This is a genomic window from Streptomyces sp. NRRL B-24085, from assembly GCF_001282115.1.
Lineage (GTDB): Bacteria > Actinomycetota > Actinomycetes > Streptomycetales > Streptomycetaceae > Streptomyces.
Genome location: NZ_LJBR01000075.1, coordinates 1 through 3415 on the forward strand (window position 1 = coordinate 1; position 3415 = coordinate 3415).

At 72.1% G+C, this 3415-nt stretch carries 3 protein-coding genes; all 3 read right to left on the reverse strand.

Going from position 1 to position 3415, the window contains the following annotated elements:
- Positions 1–64: 64 nt before the first annotated feature.
- From AOJ26_RS11540 to AOJ26_RS11550, 3 genes are read right to left on the reverse strand one after another with little or no spacing between them, the layout of a single operon-like run.
- Entirely contained in the window at positions 65–1528 is a 1464-nt protein-coding gene (locus AOJ26_RS11540) for a peptidoglycan D,D-transpeptidase FtsI family protein (protein ID WP_053848150.1), read from the reverse strand.
- Between the two features lie 17 nt (positions 1529–1545).
- On the reverse strand, positions 1546–2907 hold the full coding sequence (locus AOJ26_RS11545; RefSeq protein ID WP_053848151.1) for an FtsW/RodA/SpoVE family cell cycle protein: 1362 nt from the start codon (positions 2905–2907) through the stop codon (positions 1546–1548).
- A 52-nt stretch (positions 2908–2959) separates the two neighbouring features.
- On the reverse strand, positions 2960–3385 hold the full coding sequence (locus tag AOJ26_RS11550) for an SH3 domain-containing protein (RefSeq protein WP_053848152.1): 426 nt from the start codon (positions 3383–3385) through the stop codon (positions 2960–2962).
- Between the last annotated feature and the right edge of the window lie 30 nt (positions 3386–3415).

Sequence of the window (3415 nt, forward strand, 5' to 3'; positions counted from 1 at the left end):
ACGCGGTCGATTCAGTCATGGACCGAACGGTAGGTCGGTCGCTCGGAGGCCCTCAACCCCCGTCTCATTCCTTGGAGTTGAGCACCGCCTTCATAACCGCCCGCGCGATCGGCGCGGCCACCCCGCCCCCGGTGATGTCCCCCCGGTCCGCCGACGCGTCCTCCACCACCACCGCCACCGCGACCTCGGGCTCCATGTCCCGCTCGCCCTGCGCCCACGCCACGAACCAGGCGTACGGCATCCCGGCGTTGCCGATGCCGTGCTGGGCGGTGCCGGTCTTGCCGCCGACGACCGCGCCGGGGATGGCCGCGTTGGTGCCGGTGCCCTCGGTCACCACCTGGGTCATGAGCTCCTTCAGCACCGCGGCCGTCGCCGGTTCCATCGCCTGCCGCACCGGACGCGGAGCCGCCGTGGCCACGACGCTGCCGCCGGCCGTGGTGGTCCGCTCCACGAGGTAAGGCGTGCGGATCTGCCCGCCGTTGGCGACGGCCGCCGAGACCATGGCCATCTGGAGCGGGGTGGCGCGGGTGTTGTACTGGCCGATCGACGACAGGGCGAGCTGCGCCCGGTCCACGGTCGGGTCGAAGGTGCTGCGGGCCACCGAGAACGGGATGCGCAGCGCCGGGTCGTTGAAGCCGAAGGCGCGCGCGGTGGCCGTCATGTCACGCACCCCCACGTCCACCCCGAGCTTCGCGAACACCGTGTTGCACGACCACCGGAAGGCCTCCCGCAGGGACAGGTTCCGGCAGCCCTCGGACTCGTTGCCGAGCGAGGTCGTGGTGCCGGGCAGGGTGTACGGCGCCGGCGAGTCGGTCGGCGCGTCCACGTCCTCGATCACCTTCGCGTCCAGCGCGGCCGCCGCGGTGACCACCTTGAACGTCGAACCCGGCGGATACGTCTGCCGTACCGCCCGGTTGAGCATCGGCCGGTCCGGGTTGCCGTTCAGCCACGCCCACGACTGGCCCACCCCCGCGCTGTTGCCCGACAGCACCCCCGGGTCGTACGACGGCGAGGACACCAGCGCGAGGACGCGTCCCGTCGCCGGCTCCACGGCCGCCACCGCGCCCTTGCGCCCGGCCAGCCCGCGGTAGGCCGCCTGCTGCGCGGCCGCGTCGAGGGTCGTGACGACGTCCCCGCCCGGGTTGCGGCTCCCCGTGAAGTCGTTCCACAGCGGGAACGGCCTCAGCATCGGGTCCGTGCCGGACAGGACCGCGTCCTCGCTGTGCTCCAGCAGGCTCGTGCCGTACTCCTGCGAGGCGAAACCGGTGACCGGCGCGTACAACGGCCCGTCCGTGTACGTCCGTTCGTAGCGGAGCTGCTCCCCGGTGTCCCGGGAGCCGGTGACCGGCCGCCCGCCGACCAGGATGTCCCCGCGCTCCCGGCCGTACCGGGCGATGTTCTCGCGGCGGTTGGCCGGGTTCTCGGCGTGCGCCCGGGCCTCGAAGACCTGGACGCGGATGGCGTTGACGAGCAGCGCCGTGAGCAGCAGGACGCAGAAGCAGGCGGCGTGCCGGATGTAGCGGGTCATACCGGGGCCTCGGGCGGTCACGGGGTCTCCTTGCCGTCGTACTGGCGGCGGGCCGAGTCGCTCACCCGGATCAGCAGGGCGACGATCGCCCAGTTGGTGACGACCGACGAGCCGCCCTGGGCGAGGAACGGCATCGCCATGCCGGTGAGCGGGATCAGTCCGCCGACCCCGCCCGCGATCACGAACACCTGGAGCGCGACGATCGAGGCGAGCCCGACGGCCAGGAGCCGTCCGAAGGGGTCGCGCAGGGCGAGGCCCGTCCGGTAGCCGCGCTCCACGAGAAGGGCGTACAGCAGGAAGACGGCGGACAGGCCGGCCAGGCCCAGTTCCTCGCCCGCCGTCGCCAGGATGAAGTCCGACTTGGCGGCGAAGCCGATCAGGACGGAGTGGCCGAGGCCGAGCCCGGTGCCGAGGACCCCGCCCGCCGCGAAGGCGAACAGGGACTGCGCGAGCTGATTCGGCCCCTGGCCCGCCTCGATCGACGCGAACGGGTGCAGCCAGTCCTCCACCCTGCTGTGCACATGCGGTTCCAGCCAGCCCACGGCGAAGGCGCCGACGGTGGCCAGCAGCAGGCCGATCGCGATCCAGCCGGTGAGTCCGGTGGCGACGTACAGCAGGACGACGAAGAGCCCGAAGAACAGCAGCGAGGTGCCGAGGTCGCGCTCCAGGACCAGGACCCCGACGCTGAGCAGCCAGATGGCGAGCAGCGGGCCCAGCACCCGGCCGGTGGGCAGTTGCAGCCCCCAGAACCGCCGCCCGGTGAACGCCAGCGCGTTCCGGTTGGTCGCGAGGTAGGCGGCGAAGAACACGGCCAGCAGCACCTTCGCGAACTCGCCCGGCTGGATGGAGAACCCGGCGATCCGGATCCAGATGCGGGCGCCGTTCACGGCCGGGAAGAGGATCGGCAGGATCAGCAGCGCGAGCGCGGCGGCGACGCACACGTAGGCATACCGCTGGAGCACGCGGTGGTCGCGCAGCATCAGGACGACCACAATGAACAGGGTCACCCCGACCGTGGACCACACGAGCTGGGTGGGGGCGGCGCGGTCGCCGGGCGTCTCCAGGTCGAGCCGGTAGATCAGCACCAGGCCCAGGCCGTTGAGCAGCACCCCGATGGGCAACAGGAGCGGATCGGCGTACGGCGCCCTCAGCCGCACCGCCAGATGGGCGACGAACGCGAGCACGCCGAGCCCGGCGCCGTATCCGGCGGCGCCGGGCGGGACGGTGCCGTTCCTGGCGAGGCCGACGGCGCAGTAGCCGTACACCGACAGCAGCACGGCGAGGACGATGAGGGCCAGTTCTACGCCACGGCGCCGGGGGAGGCGTACCGCGCGAGCGGAGGTGTCCGCGGGGGCCACGGTGATTCCGGCCTTGGTCATGTCCGGAACCTACCCAAATAGCATGTGATGTCTGCCTAGCTTGCGTGAGATGTCAGCACCAGCGTGGCGCCGAACCGAGGGTCCTGATGTACCGGGCGGAGCCCCAGGCCCAGGTGCCGTCCGTCAGGAGGTACCACTGGCGGTTGCCCTGGACGCTCTGGCCGTTGGTCCGGCAGAAGATGGACACGACCTCACCCCGTTCGGCCCACCGGATGATCTGCCCGCCCCGGTTGGGCGCACTGCGCAACGCCAGCGAACTGGCCGTCACGACACCCCTGGCCAGGCGTGAGTTCTGGTTCTGCCCCTGCCCCTGCCCCTGCCCCTGCCCCTGGCCCTGGCCCTGGCTCTGGTGGTTCCCGGAGCTGCTCTGGGGGTCGTCGTCGCCCCACTCGTCACCGGCGACGGCGGGCGTGGCGAGGGCGGTGACGGCGAGGGCGCAGGCGGCGACCGCTATGGGGAGACGGGAGCGCAGGGACATGGGGGACCTCCGTTGAGGGGCGAACCTGAC

Excerpts from the sequence above, each read along its gene's own strand:
- AOJ26_RS11540 (WP_053848150.1), bottom strand. The coding sequence starts at position 1,528 with ATGACCCGCTACATCCGGCACGCCGCCTGCTTCTGCGTCCTGCTGCTC.
- AOJ26_RS11545 (WP_053848151.1), bottom strand. The coding sequence starts at position 2,907 with ATGACCAAGGCCGGAATCACCGTGGCCCCCGCGGACACCTCCGCTCGC.
- AOJ26_RS11550 (WP_053848152.1), bottom strand. The coding sequence starts at position 3,385 with ATGTCCCTGCGCTCCCGTCTCCCCATAGCGGTCGCCGCCTGCGCCCTC.